The organism is Deinococcus proteolyticus MRP, assembly GCF_000190555.1.
GTDB classification, from domain to species: Bacteria; Deinococcota; Deinococci; order Deinococcales; family Deinococcaceae; genus Deinococcus; species Deinococcus proteolyticus.
On sequence record NC_015161.1, the window covers coordinates 753,088 to 777,646 of the forward strand.

The 24,559-nt window shown below is 62.4% G+C and carries 24 protein-coding genes and 2 tRNA genes; 17 read left to right on the forward strand and 9 right to left on the reverse strand.

Annotated elements, in window-relative coordinates; all coding sequences use genetic code 11:
• Positions 1–440: 440 nt before the first annotated feature.
• Positions 441–2,999, reverse strand: coding sequence for an ATP-dependent chaperone ClpB (clpB, locus tag DEIPR_RS03725; protein ID WP_013614500.1), 2,559 nt, complete (start codon positions 2,997–2,999; stop codon positions 441–443).
• Between the two features lie 416 nt (positions 3,000–3,415).
• Here clpB and DEIPR_RS14720 point away from each other — a divergent pair, with 416 nt between their 5' ends.
• The gene (locus DEIPR_RS14720; RefSeq protein ID WP_280985216.1) at positions 3,416–3,541 is read left to right on the forward strand and encodes a hypothetical protein; all 126 of its coding nucleotides are present in this window, start codon (positions 3,416–3,418) and stop codon (positions 3,539–3,541) included.
• A 142-nt stretch (positions 3,542–3,683) separates the two neighbouring features.
• Here the strand turns inward: DEIPR_RS14720 and DEIPR_RS03730 are convergent, their stop codons facing one another.
• From DEIPR_RS03730 to DEIPR_RS03745, 4 genes are all read right to left on the reverse strand, one after another.
• Positions 3,684–4,199, reverse strand: a complete 516-nt coding sequence (locus DEIPR_RS03730; protein ID WP_013614501.1) for a GNAT family N-acetyltransferase — start codon at positions 4,197–4,199, stop codon at positions 3,684–3,686.
• A 34-nt stretch (positions 4,200–4,233) separates the two neighbouring features.
• A complete protein-coding gene (alr, locus tag DEIPR_RS03735; protein ID WP_013614502.1) occupies positions 4,234–5,346 on the reverse strand; it encodes an alanine racemase in 1,113 nt (370 codons plus the stop codon).
• A 208-nt stretch (positions 5,347–5,554) separates the two neighbouring features.
• A tRNA-Val gene (locus tag DEIPR_RS03740) sits at positions 5,555–5,629 on the reverse strand.
• Positions 5,630–5,657: 28 nt separating this feature from the next.
• A tRNA-Cys gene (locus DEIPR_RS03745) sits at positions 5,658–5,731 on the reverse strand.
• 122 nt (positions 5,732–5,853) lie between these two features.
• Between DEIPR_RS03745 and proS the strand changes: the two genes are divergently transcribed.
• Entirely contained in the window at positions 5,854–7,359 is a 1,506-nt protein-coding gene (proS, locus tag DEIPR_RS03750) for a proline--tRNA ligase (protein ID WP_041222412.1), read from the forward strand.
• Positions 7,360–7,715: 356 nt separating this feature from the next.
• The gene (locus DEIPR_RS03755) at positions 7,716–8,855 is read left to right on the forward strand and encodes an NAD(P)/FAD-dependent oxidoreductase (protein WP_013614504.1); all 1,140 of its coding nucleotides are present in this window, start codon (positions 7,716–7,718) and stop codon (positions 8,853–8,855) included.
• 209 nt (positions 8,856–9,064) lie between these two features.
• On the opposite strand, the gene DEIPR_RS03760 is transcribed toward DEIPR_RS03755, so the two are convergent.
• The gene (locus DEIPR_RS03760) at positions 9,065–9,847 is read right to left on the reverse strand and encodes a hypothetical protein (RefSeq protein ID WP_013614505.1); all 783 of its coding nucleotides are present in this window, start codon (positions 9,845–9,847) and stop codon (positions 9,065–9,067) included.
• 460 nt (positions 9,848–10,307) lie between these two features.
• Between DEIPR_RS03760 and DEIPR_RS03765 the strand changes: the two genes are divergently transcribed.
• The 8 genes from DEIPR_RS03765 (at position 10,308) to DEIPR_RS03800 (ending at position 17,084) form a co-directional block, all read left to right on the forward strand.
• Positions 10,308–10,979: a septum site-determining protein MinC gene (locus DEIPR_RS03765; protein ID WP_041221932.1), complete on the forward strand. Its 672-nt coding sequence runs from the start codon at positions 10,308–10,310 to the stop codon at positions 10,977–10,979.
• A 204-nt stretch (positions 10,980–11,183) separates the two neighbouring features.
• Complete coding sequence (gene rimP, locus DEIPR_RS03770) at positions 11,184–11,636, forward strand: ribosome maturation factor RimP (protein ID WP_013614508.1); 453 nt, start codon at positions 11,184–11,186, stop codon at positions 11,634–11,636.
• Positions 11,637–11,694: 58 nt separating this feature from the next.
• Positions 11,695–12,912, forward strand: coding sequence for a transcription termination factor NusA (gene nusA, locus DEIPR_RS03775; protein ID WP_013614509.1), 1,218 nt, complete (start codon positions 11,695–11,697; stop codon positions 12,910–12,912).
• On the forward strand, positions 12,896–13,270 hold the full coding sequence (locus tag DEIPR_RS03780; RefSeq protein WP_245532719.1) for a DUF448 domain-containing protein: 375 nt from the start codon (positions 12,896–12,898) through the stop codon (positions 13,268–13,270). The genes nusA and DEIPR_RS03780 overlap by 17 nt, the downstream gene beginning before the upstream one ends.
• Positions 13,271–13,364: 94 nt before the next feature.
• On the forward strand, positions 13,365–15,260 hold the full coding sequence (infB, locus tag DEIPR_RS03785; protein ID WP_013614511.1) for a translation initiation factor IF-2: 1,896 nt from the start codon (positions 13,365–13,367) through the stop codon (positions 15,258–15,260).
• Positions 15,261–15,461: 201 nt separating this feature from the next.
• A complete protein-coding gene (locus DEIPR_RS03790; RefSeq protein ID WP_041221933.1) occupies positions 15,462–15,710 on the forward strand; it encodes a hypothetical protein in 249 nt (82 codons plus the stop codon).
• A gap of 29 nt (positions 15,711–15,739) precedes the next feature.
• Positions 15,740–16,440, forward strand: a protein-coding gene (locus DEIPR_RS03795; protein ID WP_148231767.1) for an IS1 family transposase whose coding sequence is annotated in 2 segments (ribosomal slippage) — positions 15,740–15,974 and positions 15,974–16,440 — 702 coding nt in all. Because the reading frame shifts where the segments join, the coding sequence is not laid out codon by codon here.
• A gap of 14 nt (positions 16,441–16,454) precedes the next feature.
• Positions 16,455–17,084, forward strand: a complete 630-nt coding sequence (locus DEIPR_RS03800) for a type I restriction enzyme HsdR N-terminal domain-containing protein (RefSeq protein WP_169310669.1) — start codon at positions 16,455–16,457, stop codon at positions 17,082–17,084.
• Between the two features lie 19 nt (positions 17,085–17,103).
• On the opposite strand, the gene DEIPR_RS14870 is transcribed toward DEIPR_RS03800, so the two are convergent.
• Positions 17,104–17,598: a transposase gene (locus DEIPR_RS14870; RefSeq protein ID WP_083801527.1), complete on the reverse strand. Its 495-nt coding sequence runs from the start codon at positions 17,596–17,598 to the stop codon at positions 17,104–17,106.
• Entirely contained in the window at positions 17,595–17,963 is a 369-nt protein-coding gene (locus DEIPR_RS03810) for a winged helix-turn-helix domain-containing protein (RefSeq protein ID WP_169310663.1), read from the reverse strand. The genes DEIPR_RS14870 and DEIPR_RS03810 overlap by 4 nt, the downstream gene beginning before the upstream one ends.
• Before the next feature lie 198 nt (positions 17,964–18,161).
• On the opposite strand from DEIPR_RS03810, the gene DEIPR_RS03815 reads away from it, so the two are divergent.
• The 6 genes from DEIPR_RS03815 to DEIPR_RS03840 all read left to right on the forward strand — a co-directional run bounded on the left by DEIPR_RS03815 (position 18,162) and on the right by DEIPR_RS03840 (position 22,279).
• The gene (locus DEIPR_RS03815; RefSeq protein ID WP_148231768.1) at positions 18,162–18,419 is read left to right on the forward strand and encodes a hypothetical protein; all 258 of its coding nucleotides are present in this window, start codon (positions 18,162–18,164) and stop codon (positions 18,417–18,419) included.
• Between the two features lie 153 nt (positions 18,420–18,572).
• Complete coding sequence (ychF, locus tag DEIPR_RS03820; RefSeq protein ID WP_013614512.1) at positions 18,573–19,673, forward strand: redox-regulated ATPase YchF; 1,101 nt, start codon at positions 18,573–18,575, stop codon at positions 19,671–19,673.
• 96 nt (positions 19,674–19,769) lie between these two features.
• Positions 19,770–20,663, forward strand: coding sequence for an MBL fold metallo-hydrolase (locus tag DEIPR_RS03825; protein ID WP_013614513.1), 894 nt, complete (start codon positions 19,770–19,772; stop codon positions 20,661–20,663).
• Between the two features lie 4 nt (positions 20,664–20,667).
• Complete coding sequence (locus DEIPR_RS03830; protein ID WP_013614514.1) at positions 20,668–21,297, forward strand: Dps family protein; 630 nt, start codon at positions 20,668–20,670, stop codon at positions 21,295–21,297.
• Between the two features lie 65 nt (positions 21,298–21,362).
• Positions 21,363–21,746 (forward strand): VOC family protein, encoded by a 384-nt coding sequence (locus DEIPR_RS03835; protein WP_013614515.1) that lies wholly within the window; start codon positions 21,363–21,365, stop codon positions 21,744–21,746.
• Complete coding sequence (locus DEIPR_RS03840) at positions 21,743–22,279, forward strand: DUF4385 domain-containing protein (RefSeq protein ID WP_013614516.1); 537 nt, start codon at positions 21,743–21,745, stop codon at positions 22,277–22,279. The genes DEIPR_RS03835 and DEIPR_RS03840 overlap by 4 nt, the downstream gene beginning before the upstream one ends.
• 78 nt (positions 22,280–22,357) lie before the next feature.
• Here the strand turns inward: DEIPR_RS03840 and DEIPR_RS03845 are convergent, their stop codons facing one another.
• On the reverse strand, positions 22,358–24,433 hold the full coding sequence (locus tag DEIPR_RS03845; RefSeq protein ID WP_013614517.1) for a M3 family metallopeptidase: 2,076 nt from the start codon (positions 24,431–24,433) through the stop codon (positions 22,358–22,360).
• Between the last annotated feature and the right edge of the window lie 126 nt (positions 24,434–24,559).

The following is a 24,559-nucleotide window of genomic DNA, read 5'->3' on the forward strand; positions in this document are numbered from 1 at the left end:
CGGAAGCAGGGGTCAGATTTTTCCCCAGCCCTCCTGACGGGTTGCCGGGTGAGCGGCCCGTAGCGCTGGCGGAGGTTCCAGCCTTCCTGAATAGGATTCGCCCACCGACCGCCGCACAGAGGCTGCTGGCGGGGAGGCCCCAACGTTCGCGTGCGCCCAGAGAAGGCAAGTTCAGTGTTCAGGGGCAAGCTCCCCATCAAACATTTTTTCTGTTTGGAGACAGGCTCACTCAGGGGCAGCACCTTGAGGTCTGGCACAGTGGTATCTGGCAGCCTGCCCGGCTGTGGGGCTGGAATGGTGCAGGCGGGCCATCACACCTCGTCCTACTTGATGAACAGGGGCAAAGCACGGGTCAACTTCCACTAGACCCGACGCTCCGTCTTCGTTGGCCCCAATAAAAAAAGCCGGAGCATCGGCTCCAGCTTCTTTCCATGTGGCCCTCAGTTCAGTGCGCCCGCTTCAAAGTTAAACTCCCCATTTTCATACCCCACGTTCAGTACCGAGTTGTCGGGCACATCGCCAGCCAGGATGCGGCGGGCCAGCGGGGTTTCAATCTCGCGGCTGATGGCCCGCTTGAGCGGACGCGCTCCGAAGGCGGGGTCGTAGCCCACGGCGGCCAGGCGGTCCTTGGCGGCGTCGGTAAGGTTGAGGGTCACGCGGCGCTCGGCCAGGCGCTTACGCAGGCCACCCAGCTGGATATCCACAATCTGCCGCAGGTTCTCGGCGGTGAGGGCATCGAACACGATGATGTCGTCTACCCGGTTCAGGAACTCGGGGCGGAAGTGCCCGCGCAGTTCTTCCAGCACGGCGTTACGGATGTCGTCCGGCTGCTGGCCCTGCGCCTGCATTTCCAGAATCAGCGGGCTGCCAATGTTGCTGGTCAGGATAATCAGGGTGTTGCGGAAGTCCACTGTGCGGCCCTGTCCGTCGGTCAGGCGGCCATCGTCCAGCACTTGCAGCAGCACGTTGAACACGTCAGGGTGGGCTTTTTCGATTTCGTCCAGCAGGATCACGCTGTAGGGGCGGCGGCGCACGGCCTCGGTGAGCTGACCACCTTCCTCGTAGCCCACGTATCCGGGAGGGGCACCGATGAGGCGGGCCACGGTGTGTTTTTCCATGTACTCGGACATGTCAATCCGCACCATCGCGTCGCTGCTGTCGAAGAGGAACTCGGCCAGCGCTTTTGCCAGCTCGGTCTTGCCCACCCCTGTCGGGCCGAGGAACATGAAGCTGCCCAGCGGGCGGTTGGGGTCGTTCAGGCCCGCGCGGGCGCGGCGGATGGTGTCGGCCACCGAGGCGATGGCCCGCTCCTGGCCAATCACGCGGCGGTGCAGTTGGTCTTCCAGGTGCAGCAGCTTCTCGCGCTCGCCCTCCATCAGCTTACTGACGGGAATGCCGGTCCAGCGGCTCACCACCGAGGCGATGTCCTCTTCGGTGACTTCGGTGTGGGCAAACTCTGCGCCCTTGAGCTGCTGCTCCAGCGCCTGCACTTCTTTTTCCAGCTTGGGCAGTTCACCGTATTCCAGCTCGGCGGCTTTTTGCAGGTCGTAGTCGCGCCTGGCCCGCTCGATATCGGTGCGGACGGCGTCCAGCGCCTCGCGCTTCTCGCGCAATTTGCCCACTTCGCCGCGCTCGGCTTCCCAGCGGGAGCGGGTTTCGGTCAGCTCGTCGGTCAGGGTCTTCAGTTGGCCTTCAATGTCGCTCAGGCGAGCCACGCTGTCCTGGTCTTTCTCTTTCTTGAGGGCCTCACGCTCAATTTCCAGTTGCAGCTTGCGGCGCTGCAGCTGGTCAATCCGCTCAGGGCTGGATTCCAGCGCCATCCGCAGACGGGCGGCGGACTCGTCAATCAGGTCAATCGCCTTGTCGGGCAGTTGGCGGTCGGTGATGTAGCGATTGGAAAGCTGCGCGGCGGCCACCAGCGCGGGGTCGGTGATTTCCACGTTGTGATGAACCTGATAGCGCTCCTTGATGCCGCGCAGGATGGAGATGGTGTCTTCTACGCTTGGTTCATCTACAAATACAGGCTGAAAGCGGCGCTCCAGCGCGGGGTCTTTCTCGATTTCGCGGTACTCGTCCAGGGTGGTTGCGCCGATGAGGTGCAGCTCGCCGCGTGCCAGCGCAGGCTTGAGCATGTTGCCCGCGTCGGGGCTGCCCTCGGTCTTGCCTGCGCCCACGATGGTGTGGATTTCGTCCACAAACAGGATGATTTCGCCCGCGGACTGCACCACTTCGTCGATCACGCCCTTGAGCCGTTCCTCGAACTCGCCCCGGAACTTGGCCCCAGCCAGCAGGCTGCCCATTTCCAGGCTCACGATGCGCTTGTCCTTGAGGCCGTCGGGCACGTCGCCGCTCACGATCCGCATGGCGAGGCCCTCGGCAATGGCGGTCTTGCCCACGCCGGGTTCGCCAATCAGAACCGGGTTGTTCTTGGTGCGGCGCAGCAGAATCTGCATGGCGCGGCGGATTTCCTCGTCGCGGCCAATCACGGGGTCGAATTTGCCGTCCCTGGCCCGTGCGGTCAGGTCGGTGCCGTATTTGTTGAGCGCGTCAAACTGCGCCTCACTGGATTTGTCGGTCACGATTTTCCCCTTTCTTTGTTCGTTGACGGCGCGGTTCAGGTCCGCCTCGCCGGGCAGGTGGCGGTCATTCATCTCACCGCGCACTGCCAGCAGCAGCACGTCGGCGGCCACAAAGGAATCGCCCAGCTGTTCGGCCAGCGTATCGGCCTTCTGAAAGGCACGCTGAAGCGCATTGTCCATATACAGTTGGCCCGTGCCGCCCTGCACACGGGGCAGTTTGCCCAGCTGCGTGTCCAGGCTGGCCCGCAGCGCAGGCAGGTCGGCCCCTGCCAGCGTCAGGGCGCGGGCCGCCGTGTCGTTGTCGAGCAGGGTCCGCATCAGGTGCGCGGGCGTGAGCGTCTGCTGCCCATTTTGCTGCGCGAGCTGCTGCGCGGCGGCAATGGCCTGGGTCGAGCTTTCGGTAAAGCGTTCAGGATTCAAGGTTCAGACACCTCCAGGGTATGAGGAAAGACGTGGTTCAATCTGGCTTCCATTCTGAAGCTTGAGTCTGGTCATGTCAAGTTTATTGAGGGTTTAAGAAAGTGTGGTAGGTGGTGTTTGGTCCGGGTGGATGAGGTGTGCCTGGCTGGCTTTCGGTTGGCTGTATGTTCCCGCCAGCTGGAAAAAGCGAGGTGCAGAGGATTGGGCATGCTTTATTTCGAAAAGCAGTCCATGTAGTAGAAATGTGGATATTGACACTTTCCGCCAGTTCGGCAAAGTGCCTTTGCTGGTCGGTGATTTTTCCACTGTAAGTGACTTCTACCGCGCCTTGCTTGGTTTGGGGGTGCAGGCCATTTCGCAGAGTGAGCATTTGCTCTTGGCGCACGGGTGGCCAAGTCAAAGTGGATATCCTACCCGTGGTAGCGGCTGTCGTGCTGAGCCCGTCGGGGTTGTCGCTGGACGAGTGCAGCGTGGCGCAGGCCCGGCACTTTTACAGTGATGCGCTGAGGCTTGAGCATGTGGTGGACGCACTGAAGCGTTAGACACGAGGTAGAGGACAGAGGAGACGCCCTGACCCTAACTGACCCCTGGGGCAACCGCTTCAGCTTCCGCTGAGGTCGAGCAGACACTGCCTGCTGCACGGGCCTGCCAATGTCGTTTTTACCCCGACTGATTCTGCAAACCTCAAACTTCTTTCTGGTAGCGGAATACCTCAAAGCCCATGACCTGCTGGCGGTCCACGGCCGTAAAGCCGAACCCGGTGTAGATGGCCTGCAACTTGGGCCGGGTCACGTCGGTATCCAGCCGCAGCCAGCGCCGGTCGGCCTCCCGGGTCAGCTGCTCGGCGCGGGCCAGCAGGGCGCGGTTCAGCTCCTGCCCCTGCGCCAGCGGATGCACCGCCAGCTTGTGCAGGTACAGCGCTTCGCCTGCTGGTTTCTCGGCCCAGAACACCGGGTCGGGGTCCATTAGCACGAAGCAGCCCACCGGTTGCTCCCCCTGCCAGGCAATGTGCCAGCCTTCGGCGGGGTAATCCTGTGCCAGCGCGGCTACGGTCAGGGTTTCGTGGGGCCACAGTTCCGGGTGGCCGCGCTCCAGAACACTGCGGGCGGTGGCCTGGAGCACCAGGGCGGCAGCGGCGGGGTCGCCGGAAGTCCAGCGTAGGGGAGAGGCCAGCGGCGGGGCAGCGAAGCGCTCGGTCATGGCTGTCACTATGCCGCTTCAGCCGGTTGGGGCTTCAAGGTACAGCGACGCGCTCCACGCGTACGCTCAGGCGGGTCAAAATCTCGTATTCGGCCATCTCGCTCCACTGCGCCACTTCCGACACATGCAGTTCGCGTCCGCCTGCGTCTTGGCCCCACAGCGTGACCCAGTCGCCGGTGCTCACATCCAGTCCGGTGGCGTCTACCATCAGCTGGTCCATACACACCCGCCCCAGCACTGGGCGGCGCTCACCGGCCAGCAGCACTTCGGCCTGCCCGGTGGCGCGGCGGGGATAACCGTCGGCGTAGCCGATGGGCAGTGTGGCAATCAGGGTGTCGCGCTGCAAGGTGGTCAGGCCGTTGTAGCTCACGCGTTCACCGGCAGCGGCCGTGTGCAGATAGGTAATGCGGGCCTGCAAGGTCATGGCTGGAGTCAGCTCTGGCGTTCCGGGCGAGGGCATCACGCCGTAACTGCTTAGGCCGGGGCGGGCCAGGTCCATTCCCGGCAGCGGCCCCAGATTCAGGACCGCTGAAGAATTGCCCATGTGGTGCAGGGCCTCCGGAAAGTGCCGCGCCACCTCCTGAAAGGTCCGGAACTGCTGCCGGGACAGGGTCTGGTCCGCCTCCTCCGCCTCGCTGAAGTGTGAAAATACCCCGGCCAGCTGCCCGCGCTCCTGCAAGCGCCGGCCCACGGCCACCGCTTCGGCCGGAGAAGCCCCCAGCCGGTTCATGCCGGTGTTCACCTTCAGGTGGGCACGTGCGCCGGAGGGCAGGGCCGCCGCCTCGGCGTACGTGCTTACCGTCAGTTGGACACCTGCCGCTACCAGTGCCGGCCACTCGTCCGGGAAGGAGGCCCCAAACAGCACCACCGGCTTGGGACAGTTCAGTCCGTGCAGCACGCTGCTCAGTTCCAGCGCCTCGGCCGGAGTCGCCACGGCCATACCCCACACCGCCTCCGACTCGGCCGCTACCGGGGCCACCGCTTCCACGCCGTGTCCGTAGGCGTTCGCTTTCATTGGCCACAGCAGCGGCACCCCGGCTTTCCCGCTTAGGAACTTCAGGTTGCCGCGCAGGGCACGGGCCGAAATCAGGGCCCGTGCCCGGGTAAAGGGAGGCAGGGTGGGGGAAGCGGACTCAGGCGTCGTCACGGGAGGGAACCTTTCAGAACAGAGAACAAAGGGCGTGGACTGCGTGTCCAGGGGGTGAGTCTAGCGCAGCTGCTTTGGAAGCGGTCTGGAATGTTTGGAGGCTGCAGACTGCCGTTTAGAGCAGGGCCACAGCAGACAGCTGGTGGTAGCAGCAAGCGTGCAGACCAGCAGGACAAAGAAAAACCCGCCTTGCGGCGGGCTTCTGTAGTGGTAGTTCCGAGCGGATTTGAACCGCTGACCCCTACCGTGTCAAGGTAGTGCTCTACCCCTGAGCTACGGAACTATATCTGGCTTTCAGACAGGGTAAAAATTGGAGGCGCTGACCGGACTCGAACCGGTGGTGGAGCTTTTGCAGAGCTCTGCCTTACCACTTGGCTACAGCGCCAGATGTGCGGATGGCCTCTGCTCAGGCCAGCGGAAAGAATGGTAGCACGGGTCTGGGGGGTTGTAAAGCTAAGCACATTGGCCCGGGCCGGCGCGCAGAGCTTGCCCGCTATGATGGGCGGCATGACTGAAGGCAAGCAGAGCCAGCAAAAGACCCAGGGCAAGCAGGACCACAAGGCCAAACAGTATGGCGTCACCCCTCAGAGCGAGGACTTCAACGACTGGTACAACGAAGTGGTGCGCAAAGCCGACTTGGCTGACCACTCTCCGGTGGCAGGCGCAATGGTGGTCAAGCCTTACGGCACGGCGCTGTGGGAACGTATTCAGCGCGGCCTGGACGACCGCTTCAAGGCCACCGGGCACCAGAATCTGCTGTTTCCCACGCTGATTCCGATGGGTTTCATCATGAAAGAGGCCGACCACGTTGAAGGCTTTGCGCCCGAGCTGTTCACCGTGAGCAAAATCGGCACCGAGGAGCTGGCCGAGCCCTACGTGATGCGCCCCACTTCCGAGACCATCATCGGGCACATGTGGTCCGGCTGGCTCAACTCCTACCGTGACTTGCCTTTCCTGCACAACCAGTGGGGCAGCGTGTTCCGAGCCGAGCTGCGCACCAAACCTTTCCTGCGTACCAGCGAGTTCTTCTGGCAAGAAGGCCACACCGCCCATGCTTCCGAAGCCGAGGCCCGAGCCGAAGTGCGCCAGCAGCTGGACGAGTACCACTCGTTCTGCCGCGACGTGCTGGCCCTGCCGGTGGTGCGCGGCGAGAAAACCGCTTCCGAGCGCTTTGCCGGGGCCGAGAACACCTATTCCATCGAGGGCATGATGCGCGACGGCAAGGCGCTGCAGTCGGGCACCAGTCACTACCTGGGCCAGAACTTCAGCCGCGCCTTCGAGGTCAAGTTCCAGACTGCCGAGCAGCGTGAAGAGTTCGCCTACACCACGTCCTGGGGCCTGAGCAGCCGCATCATCGGTGCGCTGATCATGACCCACGGCGACGACTTCGGGCTGATGCTGCCGCCCAATATCGCGCCCATTCAGGTGGTGATTGTGCCGGTAGGCCGCAAGGAGGACTTTGCCCGCATGGTAGAAGAAGCCCGCACGCTGGCCGCCGAGCTGGAGCGCGAGGGCATCCGTGTCAAGGTGGACGACCGCGAGGGGCTCACCAACGGCTTCAAGTACAACGACTGGGAGCTTAAAGGTGTGCCGGTCCGCATTGAGCTGGGCCCCCGCGACCTGGAAGCCGGGCAGCTGGTGGTCAAGAACCGCACGAGCGAGGACAAGGAAACCCTAGGCCGCGTGGACGCTGTGAGCAGCATGGACGCTCGCCTGGACGGTATTCAGCGCTACCTGTACGAGCGGGCCAAGAACTTCATGCTAGAGAACACCGTGACCGTGGACACCTACGACGAGTTCAAAGCCGCCATTGAAGCGGGCAAATGGGTGCGTGCCTTCCACTGCGGCGACCCCGAATCCGAGCGCCAAATCAAGGAAGACACCAAGGCCACTGCCCGCAACGTGCCCTTCGACGACACCGAGTTTTTCGGAGAGCGCGAAGAGGGCGTGTGCGTGCATACCGGCAAGCCAGCGGCCTACGGCAAGCGCTTGCTGTTCGGCCGCCAGTACTGAAGCTAGGCCGTGCGGGGGACCTGTGCACAGGGAAGACTTTGTACACAGGGAAGAGCTGGTGCCTGGCGGAGAGCAGAGCCCCCACTGGCCTCCGCTGCCTGTCACACCGGGGCAGACACCCGAGCTGGGGTTGGCGTACGCGGCTCCGCTGAGGCCCGCCGCTGCGGTAAGATGGTGGGCGTTGTGGCGCTGCTCCGGAGAGCGGTGTGGCAGGTTGCACTGGCTGGCGTGGGCGCCTACACTGCTGCAATTGGCCAAGGGCCACAGCCCGAGTAGATTTCTGTTCCCGGCCTCTTACTCTGCCTCGTGAATAGATTCACCACCTGTCCCCCCACCGCACTTCTGGAGGAAACATCATGAAGACCATTATCCTGGGCGCCGGTTACGGCGGTATGGCGACGGCCACCGCCCTGAAACCCACCGAGAACCTGGACGTGTTGCTGATCGACCAGCGGCCCTACCACACCTACTACACCCTGCTGCACGAGGCGGCCGGGCACGGCAAGACCGTGACCACGCCCATTCAGCCGCTGCTGCAGGGCACCGGCGTGGAGTACGAGCAGGCCAGCGTGGACCATGTGGACCTGGACGCCCGCGCCGTGCACCTCAAGGACGGCCGCGTGCTGGACTACGACAAGCTGGTGGTGTCTATGGGTTCCGAAACCAACTTCTACGGCATCAAGGGCCTGCAGGAGAACGCCGACGTGCTCAAGGAAATCGAGGACGCCGAGAAGATCTACGACTGGGTCAACAAGGCCTTTGAGCCTGGCTACACGGGCAGCCGTGACGTGATTATTGGTGGTGCGGGCCTGACCGGCACCGAGCTGATTACCGAACTGGCCCAGCGCTCGGAAGAACTGAGCTTCAAGACCGGCCTGCCCGGCCTGAAGCTGTACCTGGTCGAAGCCGGCCCTACCGTGCTGCCCACCGTGGACGAGAAGCTGCGTGAACGTGCCATTGGCGTGCTCAAGGATTACGGCATCGAGATTCTGACCAGCCACAAGATTGTGGAAGCGGCCTCCGGCAGCGTGACTGTAGAGAATCAGGCCGGCGCGCGCCGTCAGATTGAGGGCGGCAAAATCGTCTGGACCGGCGGCATCCGCGCCCGTAACCTGCTGCGCGGCGAACAGATTGTGGGTGGCCCCGGCAACCGCATCAAGGTGGACCAGACCCTGCAGGCCCAGAACTACCCGGACGTGTTCGTGATTGGTGATATGGCCGCAGCCAACGCCAGCGACGGCGCCCCTGTGCCCTCTACCGCCCAGCATGCCGGTCAGGAAGGGCGCCATACCGCCGCCAACCTGATGCGCCTGGCCCGCGGCGAGGCACTGGAGCCTTACGAGCCTTACAGCCAGGGCGAGTTCGTCAGCCTGGGCGGCCTGATGGCCGTCGGCGCGATCAACCTGCCCGGCGACTACCGCCTGGCCCTGACCGGGGTGGCCGCCCATATCATGAAGATTGCCACCCATGTGCGCTGGGAACTGAACATCAAGTAACTGGGACTTTGGCAGGGCACCGCCGCCTTGCGCCCGACCACCACTGACGCCGCCGGCCGCCTCTTAAGGCAAGCTGGCGGCGTCAGTGGTACAGGGCGATAGGAAGGGCGATAGACCAGTTCTGATTCCAACTGGAAACCGACCTGCCCGGTGTTGCCCGGCAGGTCGGTGGTATGAGACGGCGTGAGGGATCAGCCGACGTGCTCAGCTTACGGCTGGCGGTCGCGGGGAGGGGTGCTGCCCCCAGTGCTCACGCTGCTGTTCACGTGGCGGACCGGACGAACTCCGCCGGCGGCATTGGCTGCGCCCATCCGGCTGGCGAGCAGAATCAGGCCGGCGGGGATCAGCCAGCCCAGGCCAGCGTAGGTGGCGGTTTTGCGTGCCGTCTCTTCGGCGGCCTGCGCGGCTTCCGTCGCCCGCTGCTGCAAGCGGTCCACTTCCTGGCTGACTTCGGTCTGCACGTCCTGTGCCTGGGCGGGGGTCAGGCCCTGACGTTCCAGGCGGGTGATGATTTCGGGGCCACTCAGCTCGTTCTGCACGTACTCGGCGCGGCTTCTGGTCACGTCACCGATATTGGTCAGGTTGACACTGCCCAGGTCATTGGTGGCCCGGCGGAACACCCCGGCGACCACGTTGGAGGTCGCCGAAGTCTGCTCCGCTGTCAGGTCGGTGTTGTCGGCAATCAGATACTCAATGTCTTCGGGCTGGATGCCCGAGATAAAGTCCTGCACCGTGGGGTTCTGGGAAGCGGCGGCGCCGGCAGCAGCGCCTGTGGTCGTCGCTGCGCTGGCCAGGCCTCCGGCAGCGTTGCCGGCCAGGCCCAGCAGGCTGCCGATACCACTGGTGAGCATCCAGGTAAAGGCCAGCACCAGCAGGCCCCCGGTCACCAGGCCGGTCAGGCCCGCGTCGTCCCTGGTGATGGCGGCGTCACCGTCGTAAGTGGCTGGCGAGCTGGCACGTACGGCCGTCAGGCCACCGGCGTAAGCGCCCACCAGGGCCGAAAGCCCGACCCAGATCAGGGCCTGAATGCCGGTGCCCGACAGGGTAATGCCGGTCAGCTAGGTAACGACGGTGCCCAGGGCCAGCATGGTCATGGTCGAAACGGCACCCATAACGAGGCCAGCCAGAATGCCGCTCCAGCGGAGGCGGCGTGAACGGGGGTCAGTGTAAAGGGTCATAGATTCTCCTTAGGAATAAGAAAGCGCAGTTGCGTTGATGAATTTCTTGCCCGTAATGCACTGAAGTTACGATATTGAGGCGCAAAAAAATAAATAGTCCACCGTATTTCTCTTGCGGAGCGACTTTTACCTTACGTAGCTTGCCAGCCATTTGGTAGGGGCGGTTCTTTGGTGTCTTCCTCATCCACCGGGGTGGTGCGCCTGGGCGGGCCGCGCTGGAGGTGGCCCTACCGGGTTTTGCCTGAGCAGGGCAGCCCTGGACTAAGATGGCGGGGTGAAGCAGCGAGAAACACACGGCGGCCTGATGATTGTGCTGGAACCGGGAGACACCGGCGCCAGCGTCCGGCGCAGCCTGGAAAGTCAGAATCTGGCGCGGGTCAACGTGACCCTGGAAATTCAGGGCGACACCGCCCCCGACGCAGTGGCCGACGCCATCAGCGTGATTGCCCGCTCGGGGGGGCGGGTCAACCGGGTCCGTGCGCCCCGCGTGTCGGTATCGGCGCCAGCTCCGGTAGCTGCCGATGTCCGTGCCCGCGACGAGAGCCCCGCGACCGCTTCCGAGGACCCCAACCGCACCGTGATTCTGCCGCACTCGCTGCGCTCGGGATTCCGGCGCGAGTACGGCGGCAGTGTGGTGGTGCTGGGCGACGTGAACCCTGGTGTGGAAATCGTGGCCGGCGGCGACATCATCGTGATGGGGGCCCTGCGCGGGGTGGCGCACGCGGGCGCTTACGGCAATACCTCGGCCATCGTGTGGGCGCGGCCCATCGCCAGCGCACAGATTCGCATAGCCGACGCCCTGGCCCGCTCGCCCGAAGGCAGTTCGCTCAGTACCATGCGCCGCCTGGAAGCCCCCGCCGAAGCGGAGTTGGCCCGCATTCAGGAGGACCGCATCGTGATTTCGCCGGCTTTCTCGGCCATGCCTCCAGTGGGCGACACTGTTTAGGTCTCTGGCCTAACTCTTTGGCGCGGAGCTGGAGTGGAAAGAAGGAAGCCGGCAAGAGCTGCCAAAAGAGGCGGAGGCCGCTTTTTTTGGCGCTCCAGGGGCAGCCTGTTATACTGACGTTCTCAGACCTCGAACGGGAGGTGGGCGAGGGAGCCCACCTTTTTTCGTGGAGGAGGTGAGCGTGGCCCTCCCCGGGCCAGACATATGAATAACAACTCAGAACTACAACACCAAATAGCTGGGCAGCTGGGCAGCGAATACGAGCTGCTGGAAGTGCAGATGCAAAACGCGTCAGGCCGTCCGGTGCTGCTGGTGCGGATAGACCGCGCCGACGAACAGCCTGTATCGGTGGACGACATCGAGCGGGCCACCCGCCGCCTGAGCCTCTGGCTGGACGAAGCCGACCCTATCGGGGGCGAGTACCGCCTGGAAGTCGAGTCGCCGGGAGCCAAGCGGCCCCTGCTGCGGACCCGGCACTTCGAGCGGATGCTGGGCCTCAAGGCCAAGGTACGCGGCGGCGAGCACGCCTTTACTGCGCCTATCAAGGCGGTCAGCGGTGAAACGGTCACCTTCGACGTGCCCGGCCAGGGCGACGTGACCCTGCGCATTGCCGACATCAAGGCCAACCTGGCCGAGTTTCCCAGCGAGCACCGCTGAGCTTTTTCCCGGAGGCCGCAAGCTGCTGGCCTCCTCTCCCAGAAAGGACCCCTCTGCCATGTCGCAAGACATCAATTTTGCCGACGCGCTGCGTGAAGTGGCGCAGCAACGCAACATCAACGAACTTCAGCTGATCGAAGCCTTCGAGGAATCGCTGGCGCTGGCCTACAAGCGCAACATCGACGCCGAGAAGCGGGTAGAAGTGCATCTCGACCCCCAGAGCGGCGAACTGGAAGTGCTGATTATCAAGGAAGTGGTCGAAAAGGTCGAAGACGAGAACATGCAAATCTCGCTGGCCGAAGCGCTGGAGCTGGACCCTGGCGTGGAAGTGGGCATGGAAATGGAGTTCCCGGTCGAGCGTGAGCAGTTCTCGCGCATTGCCCTGCAGGCCGCCAAGCAGACCCTGACCCAGAAGATGCGCGAAACCGAGCGCAACGTGGTCTACAACGAGTACAAGGACCGCGAGGGCCAGGTGCTGACCGCGCAGGTGGTCCGCAGCGACAACAAGGGCAACTGGTTCGTGGAACTGGGCGCCGGCGAAGCGATTATGCCGCCCCGCGAGCAGATTCCCGGTGAAAAACTGACTCCTGGCAACCGCGTCAAGATTTACCTCAAGGAAGTGCGCAAGACGCCCAAAGGCCCGACCATTCTGGCCAGCCGTGCCGATGAGCGCCTGCTGGACTACCTGCTGCGCCAGGAAATCCCTGAAGTGCAAAACGGCGTGGTGGAAATCAAGGCGGTCAGCCGTGAAGCCGGCCAGCGCTCCAAGGTGGCGGTGTTCTCCAACAACTCGAACGTGGACCCCATCGGGGCCTGCATCGGCCACCGTGGCGGACGTATCCAGGCAGTGACCGGCGAACTGGGCCGCGAACGCGTGGACGTGATTCTGTGGGACGAAGACCAGCGCGAATTCATCCGCAACGCCCTGAGCCCCGCCAAGGTCGGCCCCATTGACCTGGACGAGGAAACCGGCACCGCTACCGTCACCGTGACTCCAGACCAGTTGTCGCTGGCGATTGGCAAGGGCGGGCAGAACGTGCGCCTGGCCGCCAAGCTGACGGGTCAGAAAATCGACCTGCGCGAAACGGCTGCCATCAGCGACCTGGATGAGGCCATGAAGCAGGCGGTCGAGGCTGAAGGGGAGGGCAAGTCGGGCCGCGACACCTCGGCCTTCGACGCTCTGTTTGCCGACAGCAAGCCTGCCATCTCGGTAGATGCCGGCGGCGAAGAGGTGCCCGCGGATGGGGAGCAGGGCGAGGGTGACGCGCAGGGCTGATCCCCCGGCGACTCCGGTCCTGGCAGCCCACGTGCCGCTGCGGACCTGCGTGGCCTGCCGCCGCGCCCGCCCACAGGCGGAACTGCTGCGGCTGACCCCGGCCCCGCACGGGGGCTGGCAGTTGACCGGGCCCAGCGTGCGGCGACTGCCCGGACGAGGCCGGTACCTGTGCGCCGATACTCCTGGCTGCTGGACCGAGAAGCGCCTGCGCCGCGCCTTCGGAGCCGCTGCGCCCGCCCTGGCACAACAGCTGACCGGCCCCCTGGCACAGCAGCTGATCGGCCGCGCCCCGCTTGCCCCTATACCTCTACCGGAACCTTTTGCCCAACCCGAACTCCAACCAGAACCTATGTCATGACCTGTATTCCCTGGCGGTTCTCCCTGCTCTGCAAGGACTGGGCCATGTAAGCGCCCCCCGCCCGTTTCAACTTTTCCTCACCCGGAGGTGAGCTATGTCCAAAGTCCGTATCTATACCATTGCCAAGGAACTTGGCATCGACAATGCCGAGATGCTTAGCATCCTCGATGACCTGGGTGTCAGCTACAAAAGCGTGAGCAGCACCATCGAAGAAGACACCGTGGAGCTGATTAAAGGCATCATCGCCGAGGGTGGCAGCCGTGCGGCGCAGTCTGGTGCTGGCGCCAGCACCGAGGCTGAAGCTGCCCAGACGTCCCAAACCCAGACGCCCCAGCCCCAGACTCAGGTTCAGCCTGAGCAGGTTGCCCAGGCTCCTGCCACTGCGGCTCCTGCTGCAGACAGCGGCATGACCGCCGAGGAACTGGCCGAGCTGGCCGCACTGGAAGCCGAGGAAGCGGCCGAGCAGGCCGCCACTGCTGCCCGTGCCGAACTGCCGCACCGTGCCCCTGTGGTGACCATCATGGGCCACGTAGACCACGGCAAGACCAGCCTGCTGGATTACATCCGCAGCAGCAAGGTGGCGGCCAAGGAAGCTGGCGGCATCACCCAGCACGTGGGGGCCTTCGAAGCCCAGACCAGCCGGGGCAAGGTCGTATTCATCGACACCCCCGGCCACGAAGCCTTTACCACCATCCGGGCACGCGGGGCCAACGTGGCCGATATCGCGATTATCGTGATTGCCGCCGACGACTCGCTGATGCCCCAGACCCGCGAGGCCATCGCGCACGCGCAGGCCGCAGGGGTGCCGATGCTGGTCGCCATCAACAAGGTGGACCTGCCCCAGGCCGACCCCGAGCGTGTCAAGGCCGACCTGACCACCATCAACCTGGTCCCGGAGGACTACGGCGGCGACGTGATTACCGTGCCGGTCAGCGCCCGCACCGGTGAGGGCGTAGAAGACCTGCTGGAATACATCTCCCTGACGGCCGAGCTGGAAGACCTGCGGGCCGACCCGAAAGGCAAGTTCGGCGGCGTGATTATCGAAAGCCGCGTGGACAAGCAAGCGGGTGTGCTGGCCACTGTGATGGTGCAGGAAGGCACCCTGAAAGTCGGGGATTTCCTGGTCGTGGGCGAGAACTACGGCAAGGTCAAGGCCATGACCGACAGTGCCGGCAAGCGTATCAAGGACGCTGGCCCCAGCACTCCGGTGCAGATTCTGGGCTTCAGCGAGGCGCCGAGCAGCGGTGAACTGGTTGCCAGCGCCAGTAACGAGCACGAAGCCCGCGAGTTGGTGGCGCAGCGTCAGGAGCAGCGCCGCGACGAGGAAGAAGCCCGCAAAAAGCCCCGGCTGAGTCTGGACGACATCCTCGGTCCGCTGAGCGAGGCGCACACCGTCAACCTGATTCTGCGGGCCGATACCCAGGGCAGCCTAGAAGCCATTCAGGGCATTTTGGCCAAAAAGGAAACCGACGACGTCAAGCTGAACGTGATGCTGGCCGGCATCGGCGCGCCCACCGAAGGCGACGTGCTGCTCGCAAGCACCGCCGACGCGACCATCCTGTGCTTCAGCGTGGTGCCCAGTGGTGCCGTGAAGAAGGCCGCTGAGAATAAAGAAATCGACCTCAAGTCTTACCGGATCATTTACGAGATGATTGACGAGGTGGACCGCCTGATCAAGGGCAACCTGGAGCCGGTGTACGAGGAGCAGTACCTGGGCCGCGCCGAGGTCCGCATGGTGATTCGCCACCCCAAAACCGGCAACATCGCCGGCTCGTACGTGACCGACGGCCTGTTCAAGCGCGGGGCCAAAGCCCGCGTGACCCGTGGGAAGGAAGTCGTGTTCGAGGGCACCGTGGCCGGACTCAAGCGCTTCAAGGACGACGTACGTGAAGTGCGCCAGGGCCTGGAATGCGGTATCAACCTGGACTGGGACGAGGTGCAGGAAGGCGATGTGATCGAAGCCAGCGAGATGGTGGAAGTCGAGCAGTAAATAGCCCTAAAGGAATGAGGCCACCTATAGCGGGTGGCCTCATTTCCGTATGGATTCCAGGCGTGCTCTCGGCAAATCGCTTTTGCATTTGAGGAGGCATCAAGTCGACTTACGGCAGATGTGACTATTTGGAGTACCTTCATCTGTGCAAATGTTCAGAGAACGGGCTGTTTTCCCTCTAGCATGCAATCAGAGGTAAGTATGAATACTGCAGATTTCTCTGACCGCATCCGTGATCTGGCTGAGCGAGTGCTTCAGCAGCGCTCTAACATTGTTACAGAAGAAGCCACCAAGCACGCTTTTACGTTGCCATTTATCCAAGAATTGGGCTACAGCGTTTTTGACCCATCTGAAGTGACTCCCGAATTGGTGGCTGATGTGGGACTCAAAAAGGGGGAGAAGGTCGACTATGCTGTTCTCAAAGATGGCAAGCCGATCATGATTTGGTAGTGGCTGTACCAACGTGATCTACTGACAGGATGCCGGAGTGCCCAGCCTGTCAAAGCACACACACTGTCAAAAATGGGAAGGCCAAAAATGGCACCCAGACCTACTTATGTAAGGGTTGTGGCCGTCGTTTCCACCCGGAGGCCCGCCCTATAGCGCACAGTGAAGCGACCCGGCAACAAATTCTTGATGCTGTCCACGAGCGGATGAGTCTGAGAGGAGTACAGCGCGTCTTTGGTGTTCACCGCAACACCGTGATCCGGTGGATAAAAAAGGGGCCCGTGAAGTGATGCAGACTGGTACAGTCTGCATGACACCTCCAGAAGAAGTGGTCATTGAGCTGGATGAAATGTGGACCTTCGTTGCCAAGAAAAAACAGACGAGGTGGATCTGGATTGCCCTGGAGCGCAGCACCCGCAGGGTGCTGGCCTGGGTATTGGGTGACCGCAGTGAGCAAACAGCGTTCAAGCTCTGGGAACGCTTACCATTGTCCCTTGAGCAGCGACTGAAAGGGACGTTTTGCACCGATCTGTGGCGAGCCTACGATGAACCGCTCTTGGGGGTAAAGCGGCTAACCCGGAAGGGAGAAACGAATCATGTCGAACGATTGAACTGCACGCTGAGACAGCGGCTGGGTCGGCTTGTTCGTAAGTCGTTGTCTTTCTCGAAGACGGACGAAATGCTCGAAGCCAGCCTGACTCTGGCCTTCCACCGATACAACTTGTCACGTTGATGCAGCCACTACCCATGATTTTTGAGTGCAAGGCCCATGACTGCAATCTGAAAGATGCTCAGTATTCGCAGTTGTTTCGCTATTTTCATGTAACTGATACCCGCTTTGCAGTTCTGACCAACGGCGTTCAGTATTGGTTCTTTACAGATCTTGATGCGCCGAATAAGATGGATCAACAACCCTTTTTGAAAATTGATCTTCAGAGTCTGCGTGATGGCGACCTAGAAGAATTACGTAAATTTAGTAAAAGCCAGTTTGATGAAGGTAATATCTTAAGTACTGCCAGTGAGTTGAAATATGTCCGTGAATTAAAGCGTGCACTAGCTGGTGAGTTGAGCCAGCCGAGCGATGAATTTTCTCGGCTGCTGATTGGTCATGTTTATCCGGGGGCAGTCACTGCGAAAATTCGCGCTCAATTTATCCCTTTTATCGAGAAAGCCTATCAGGCTCATCTGAGTGACGTATTTAGCGAACGGCTTAAAGGAGTATTGGGGAATTCAAATGGGCAATCTATGTCTGTCACAGGAGATGTTGCTCCTTCTCAGTTGGATGAGGAGGAGGTCATGGTGGCAAGCGATACGGTCCAAGAAGTGGAAACAACCCCCGAAGAGCAAGAAGCGTTCCTAATCATTCGTGCTAAGTAGCTTCCAGGTGTAGATTGCATCATATTGCAATTCCCCAGTTGGCTCCACCAACTGCCCTTCGCAAATCTGTTTTGTTCTGGTAGTGGCGTTCTGGCAACTCTTGATATTTCAGGTGTCGCCACTGGGGCTCCATATCATTGAGTTCAGGGCTGTAGGCGGGGAGATGGGCGATGATGAGACCGAGGTCCTGCCACCTCTTCCGTTGCTGGTTCACTGCCGAGCAAGTGTGCACACTTGCTCGGTCCACAAGGACAACCGTAGGACATTCTGGATTCGCATCAGCAGCAAGAACCTCGATGAAATCCACAACGGCCTGACCTGTAGTATTTCCCTCTATCTCTCGGTAAAACACTGTTCCAGACCCATATTCCACAACTCCCATTAAGTTCAATCGGGCACGGATACCACGAGCTTTACTCGTGGGTACACGGAGGGGCTGCTGAATAGGTCGCCAGCTATAGGTATTGGGTTGAGTCAACCAAATAGCGGCTTCGTCGAGGAAAAGAAGTTTCAGGAGGCCGAACTTGGCCCCCTTTTTACCACTTCAAGGTTTTCCTTGAACCTGGCTTTTTCCTCTGGGTCAGCTTGTCCAGCAACGACGTAGCGGGTACGCTGCCAAGTCAGTCCCAGCTTATGGAGCTGGTCCGTAATAGCCGTGTGTTTGAGGTGTATGCCATGTTCTTGGACGAGATATTCACCCACTGTCTTGGCGGTCCACACTCGGTCATCTTGAGCAATCAGCCGTTTCAAATCTTCGCCAATCTCAGGCGTAATCTGACTCTTGCTTCCAGGGTGGATGCGCTCTTTGAGCGCATCTAGGCCACCTTCGCGGTAAAGGGTAATGACACGACGTACGCGGGTAGCAGTCAGGATACCCATGCCTGCAATCTTGTAGGAGGATAGTCCCTGGTGAGCATGCCAGAGGGCAAAGTACCGTTTGCGCTCACATGGAAGGACATCAGTCGAAAACATTAATTGCTGGAGCCGAGTTTCGTCTTCAGGAGTCAGTTGGGGGTCAAGTCGTCTGATGACTTAGTCTACACCCGGAAGCTACTTATTGGTGCAGCAGAAACGCAAGTGCAGCGCATCGTCATGCGAGATGTTCAGAGCTACTGTGGCGTTCTTTTCGACGATAACAACCGCAAGCCTATCTGTCGCCTCTATTTCAACTCCAAAAAGCTGGCTGTGGGCATTTTTGATGGTGAGGGGAGGTCGGAGACGCGTTATTCGCTGGACCAAGTGACTGATATCTATCAGCATACGGATGCCATTCGCCGGACCATTCGCCGTTATCTGCCGCAGGTTGGGGAAGTGCCCATGGACGCGGAGAACTGATAAGCGGTTTCGCGGTGCCGTTTGGCCTGTGCTCCTGGGCGCTCTGTTGCCTTATGGTCCTACGCACTGCTCCTGATTCACTGCCTGGCTTGATACACTGGTCAGCTGTGAAGAATCCTGTCATCAACGCACCAAAGAACCTGGGGGACTGCCATGTCTAACCTCGCCATCGGTATCGTGGGCCTGCCGAATGTCGGCAAATCTACCCTGTTCAATGCCATCACCCGCGCCAACGCGGTGGCGGCCAACTTTCCTTTCGCCACCATTGAGCCGAACGTGGGCCGCGTGACCGTGCCCGACGAGCGCCTGAGTGCGCTGAGCCAGGTGTTCACCAAGGGGGACCGGGTACCGCCGATTATTCCCACCTATGTGGAGTTCGTGGACATCGCCGGTCTGGTGAAGGGCGCCAGCAAGGGCGAGGGCCTGGGCAACCAGTTCCTGGCGAACATCCGCGAGGTGGACGCCATCGCCCATGTGGTGCGCTGCTTCGAGGACGACAACGTGATTCACGTGGCGGGCCGGGTGGACCCGGTGGACGACATTGAAACCATCAACACCGAGCTGATCCTGGCCGACCTGGCCGGGCTGGAAAAGCGCCTGACGAACCTGCAGAAGAAAGCCAAGGGCAACGACAAAGAGGCGGCAGCCCTGGCGTCGCTGGCCGAGCAGATTATCGCCGTACTGGGTGAGGGCAAGCCCGCCCGCGCCGGCAGCTACGATATGCCAGTGCCCAAGGATTTCGGCCTGATCACCACCAAGCCGGTCATTTATGTGGCCAACGTGGGCGAAGATGAGCTGACAGAGGAGAACGAGCATGTGCAGGCCGTGCGCGAGTATGCGGAGCGCGAGGGGGCGCTGGTGGTCAAGATCAGTGCCCAGATTGAGGGTGAGCTGGCCGCCATGCCTGAGGATGAAGCCCGCGAATTTCTCACGGAGCTGGGCGTGCAGGAGTCCGGCCTGGACCAGCTGGTCAAGGTAGGCTACGACACCCTGGGCCTGATCACCTTCATCACCTCCGGTGAAAAGGAAGTGCGGGCCTGGACCATCCGCAACGGCGAAAAGGCCCCCGAGGCCGCCGGCGAGATTCACACCGACCTGGAAAAAGGTTTTATCCGCGCCGAAGTGATCGAATGGGACAAGATGGTGGAAGCCGGCGGCTGGGCAAATGCCAAGGCCAAGGGCTGGGTGCGCACCGAAGGCAAGGAGTACGTAATGAAAGACGGCGACATCATGAACGTGCTGCACAACAGCTGAGCCAGAGGGGCAGACCAAAAGCAGGACGTATGGACAGGTTCTCATACGTTCTGCTTTTTGCTTTCCGCTTTGCGCCCCTGAGCCTTACACTGGCGTATGACCTTACAGCGGATATCGGACCGGGTGTGGTGGCTGGGCGGAGCCGTCAGCAGTGTGGCTGTGGACAATGGCGCAGGTGGGGCACTGATTGTGGACACCGGCCTGGACGATGCCCAGGCACGCAAGCTGTTGCGCGGGCTGGAAGCGCAGGGGCTCGCGCCAGCAGCCATTTTGAACACCCATTCGCACGCCGACCATCATGGCGGCAATGCCCACATCCTGAAAAAGCATCCCGACCTGCCGGTATATGCGCCGCCGCTGGAAGCCGCCATCATCCGTCATCCACTGCTGGAGCCATTGTCGCTGTACGGGGCTATGCCCCCCGCCGAGTTGCAGAACAAGTTCCTGCTGGCCCCGGCGTCGCCCGCACAGGAGCTGGACGCGGGCCCGCACACGCTGGGCGGGGCCGCAGTGGAGCTGCTGGCGGTGCCCGGCCACGCCGTGCAGATGTTCGCCGTGCGTGTGGATGACGTGCTGTACGCCGCCGACGCCCTGTTCGGCCCTGAAGCCCTGAGCAAGCATCCCCTGACCTTCTGCGCCGATTCTGCTGCGCAGAAAGCCTCGGCCCAGGCATTGGGGGAGCTGAGGGGTGTCCGCACCGTGCTGGTAGGGCATGGAGAGCCGTCCGGCGACCTGACGGCCCTGGCCGGGGCAAACCTGCAGTCCTATGCCCAGACCACCGCCTGGGTGCTGGACGCTGTGGGAGAGGGCGCCGCCGGCACCGACGACATTCTGGCGCGGGTGGCTGCGCGGGCCGGCGTGAGCATGGGGCAGATGGGCCCGTTGCTGCTCAACCGCGCCGTGGTGGCCGCTCACCTTAAGGAGCTCTTGACGGATGGTGTGGTGCAGGCGCAGACCGTGGAGAACCGGCTGTGCTGGGGCGTATTCTGACCGTATGACCAAAGTGAAGAAAGACACCAAGAAGCCTGCTCTCAAAGCCGACGCAGGCAAGGCCAAGAAGGCCAAGGCAGCTCAGCCCGAGTCTCAGCCGACCGAGACCGACGCTGCTCACATGGATGTCCAGCACAACACGCTGGTGGACCACAATTACCTCTCCGAGGAGCAGTTCGGCGCGGTGGCTGAAACCCTGCAGCGCAACCTCGCCACCACCATCTGCCTGTACCTGAAGTTCAAGAAGTACCACTGGGACATTCGAGGCCGCTACTTCCGCGACCTGCACCCCGCCTATGACGAGTTCATCGACATGTTTTTCCCCGCCATCGACGAGCAGGCCGAGCGCTTGGTGGCCCTGGGCGGCAGCCCGGTGGCGGCTCCCAGCGACCTGGAGCGCTACAGCGTGGTGCAGGTGCCCACCGAAACCGTACGTGACGCCTACGTCCAGGTGCAGGACCTGGTGAGCGACCTGACCCGCGTGAGCAAGGGCTTCCGCGACGACAGCCTCACCGCCGACGAGAACGACGACCCCGCCACCGCCGACCTGTACAACGGCTACGCGGCCACCATGGACAAGATCCGCTGGATGCTGCAGGCCATGATGGACGACGAGTACATGCGCAACCGCTAAAACGCGGAGCAATAACTCAGGGCCTGCCCACCGGGGCGGGCCTTTTTGGTAAAGGAGACGGCAGCGTGCTGAAACTTGACCATGTGGTGATTCATGTCAGTGACTGGGAGCGGTCAAACCGCTTCTACGCCGATGTTCTGGGCGCCGAGGTGGTGCCGCACGGTTCAGGCTTCGTTTACCGCATCGGCGGGCAGCAGCTGAACGTACATGGGCCAGGGCTGGAAGTGCAGGAGGTGGCCCGTCTGCCGGTGCAACCGGGCAATTCGGACCTGTGTTTCGAGTGGGAGGGAAGCGCCACCGAGGCGCAAGTGCATCTTGCTGCGCGGGGAGTGGAAGTGAGTTCCGGACCGGTGCGGCGGCCTGGGGCCAAGGGCGAGGGCCAGAGTGTGTATTTCTACGACCCGGACGGTTCCTTGCTGGAGTTCATCAGTTACCGGGAGGAAAAGTGACCGAAAAAGAACGGGTGTCCAAAGGCCCACAGAAAAAGTCGGACCGCGACTTCGACTATGACCTGAACTATGCCGAGCTGGACCTGCGCGAGCAGCCGGAGCTGTACCGTGTGGGCCGGGGCGAACAGGGCGTGCTGCTGGTGCAGCCGTACAAGGCCGAAATTCTGCCGCACTGGCGCTTTGCCACGCCCGACAAGGCGCAGGAGAGCAGCGAGAAAATCTACGCGATGTTTCTGGACTATCTGGCGCAGGGTGATTTCGTGGGTGCGGATATGGCCCGCAAATTCCTGCAGATGGGCTTTACCCGCGCCCGCCGCTACGCCAACCACAAGGGCGGCAAAAAGTACGACGGCCCGGTGCCGGAAGATAAAAAGGGGCAGTCGGGCGCCCATGGCCGCCAGGAGTTGCCGCGCCAGCCCGAGGACCCGGTCAAGGCCGAAGCCGCCCGTATTTTCAAGGCGAAATGGGACGAGGCCGAAGCCAACGCAGAGTACGCCGCGCTGAAAAAAGACTGGAAAGCGCGGCTGGGGTAAGGCGGTAAGGAACGCAGAGGCAAAAGCAGAAAGCATGGAGGATTCCCTCCACGCCTTCTGCCTTTTCGCTTTCTGCCCTTACAGCAGGCCGCTGCGGCGCAGCAGCGCGTCCGGGTCCGGGTCACGGCCCATAAAGTCGCGGTACAGCTCGGCGGGGTCCTTGCTGCCGCCCTGGCCCAGCAGCCGGTCCACGAACTCGCGGCCCGTCTCACGGTTGAAGATGCCGCCCTGCTCGAAGCGCGAAAAGGCGTCGGCATCCAGCACTTCGGCCCACTTGTACGAGTAGTAGCCGGCGCCGTAGCCCACCGGGTCGGCAAACAGGTGCCCGAACTGCGCCACCATCGCGTAGTTCTCCGGCAGCGGCAGGGCGTGGAAGCGGCCCATGGTTTCGCGGGCGTAGGCTACCGGGTCCAGGTCGCTGGCCGGGTCGTATTCCACATGCAGGCTCAGGTCGGTCAGGCCGAAGGAATATTGCCGCATGGCGAGGCTGGCGGCCCGGTAGTTGCGGGCGGCCAGCATCTTGGCGAACAGGTCGTCGGGCAGCCGCTCGCCGGTCTGGTAGTGCCGGGCAAACAGGTCCAGCGCTTCACGCTGCCACACCCAGTTCTCCATAATCTGGCTGGGCAGCTCCACGAAGTCCCAGGCCACGTTGGTGCCGCTGAGGCTGCGGACCTCCACCCGGCTCAAGGCGTGGTGCAGCAGGTGCCCGAACTCGTGGAACACGGTTTCCACCTCGTCCAGCGACAGCAGCGCGGGCGAGTCTTTGCCCGGGGGGGTCATGTTGCCGCACATCAGCCCCAGGTGGGGAACAAAGCCGCTCTCCTGCGGGCCGCCGGTGCTGAAGGCATTCATCCAAGCGCCGCCGCGCTTGGTGTCGCGCGGGAACCAGTCGGTATAAAAGCTGGCGATGTGTTCACCGCCTTCAGCAAAGATGTCGTAGTACTTGACATCGGGGTGCCAGCCGGGGGCCTGCGCCTCCCGCACGGTGATACCGAATACCCGCTGCACGATTTCGAACAGGCCCGCCAATACGCTGTTCAGCTCGAAGTAGGGGCGCAGTTCCTCCGAGTCGAAAGCGTACTTTTCCTGCCTCTGTTTCTCGGCCCAGTAGGCGAGGTCCCAGTGGGCCAGCGCTGGGGCGTCGGCGCCGGCCTTGCTGCGGTAATACGCTTCCAGCTCGGCGTTCTCGCGCTCCCAGGCGGGACGGGTCTTGGCTTCCAGGTCGCGCTCGAAGTTCAGCGCTGCCTCGCCCGAGCCGGCCATGCGGTCTTCCAGCACCAGGTCAGCGAAGTTGCGGTAGCCCAGCAGCTGCGCCTTTTCGCGCCGCAGCGCCAGAATGCGGCGAATCAGCGGGCGGTTGTCGCGCTCCGGCTGCTGGCCCACCATGCCGTTGGCCTGCCACAGTTCACGGCGCAGTTCACGGTCGTCGGCGTAGGTGAGGATGGGCTGCAAGGTGGGCGCCTGCAGGGTGAGGCGGTGCCCCTCTTTGCCGCGTGCTTCGGCGTCGGCGCGGGTGGCGTCCTGCACGCGCTGCGGCACGCCGGCCAGCCGCTCAGCCGGCACGTACAGCTCGAAGGCGGCGATAGAATCCAGCACGTTTTTGGCGAAAGTGTTGGTGACCTGCGCCAGCTCGGCGTTCAGCTCCTGCAATTTGGCCTTGTCATCTTCCGGCAGGTCGGCGCCGCCCCGGCGGAACTCGTCCATCGTGAGCTTGAGGAAGCGGGCGCGCACCGGGTCCAGCTCCCGCGCGGCCGGCGTCTCGGCATACGCTTTGAGTGCCTGCCACAGCCCGGCGTCCAGGCCCAGCGACGTGTAGAACTCGGTCACGCCCGGCAAGATGGCCTGCTCGGCAGCGCGCCACTCGTCGGTCGCCACCACGCTGTCCATGTGTCCCACCACGGTGCGGGCCGTATCCAGCTCGCGGGTCAGGCGGTCGAGGTCGTCCATGAACCCGGCAAAGTCACGGGTTTCCGCCTGCGCCAGCTGCTCCAGCGCGGCGCGGGACTGGTCCAGCAGGGTCTCAATGGCCGGCTGGGCGTGCTCGGGCTTGAGCCGGTCGAAGGGAATCTGGAACTGGATGTCCAGCAAGGGATTGTCGGCCTGCGGGTCGGCCGGCTGTGAACCGTCCGGCTGCGAATGATTTGGGAAGGTCATGAAGTCGAGTATAGGTGCCCCAGCTGGCAGGCGCACCGGCCATTGAGACCCTGCACGGTGGAAGGCAAAACTGTAGCAGTCCCCGGAAGCAGGAGGGGCACCACGCTACGCCACTTGGCGGATTCC